The sequence below is a fragment of the Campylobacter sp. 2018MI13 genome, assembly GCF_018501135.1.
Lineage (GTDB): Bacteria > Campylobacterota > Campylobacteria > Campylobacterales > Campylobacteraceae > Campylobacter_E.
On sequence record NZ_JAHCZC010000303.1, the window covers coordinates 1 to 384 of the forward strand.

1 protein-coding gene is annotated in these 384 nt (G+C 65.9%); it reads right to left on the minus strand.

What is annotated here, in order from left to right:
- On the minus strand, positions 1 to 318 hold a 318-nt coding region (locus KJQ99_RS10130), incomplete at its 3' end, for a hypothetical protein (RefSeq protein WP_214150773.1).
- Positions 319 to 384: the final 66 nt, after the last annotated feature.

Sequence of the window (384 nt, forward strand, 5' to 3'; positions counted from 1 at the left end):
GGCGATGGCCGGGCGGGTTTTGCGGCAGAGGCCGGGCTGTTCGGCGAACTCGATGGCGATGCCGCGCATGCTGCGCACTTCGTTGTGGCCAGGGGCGACGGTCATGCGGATGCCGAGCTGATCGCGCATGCGTTGTTGCACGCGCTCGAGATCGTCCAGGCTCTGCACGTTTTCCAGGCGTTCGAGCAAGCGGCGTTCCTCGTGACGGGTCAGCATGAGAATGCGTACGTCGCCGCCGGATGTTTCCAGTAGCTCGTCACGCCGGCAGGTGCAGGTGCCGGGCGGGCAGGATGGGCGGAGCGGCGGCAGGCTATTCATGGCTTTCGATCATAGCCAAGCCAGCGCAATGCGCACAGCCAGTGGCGTTGTGCCTGCGCGGAGATG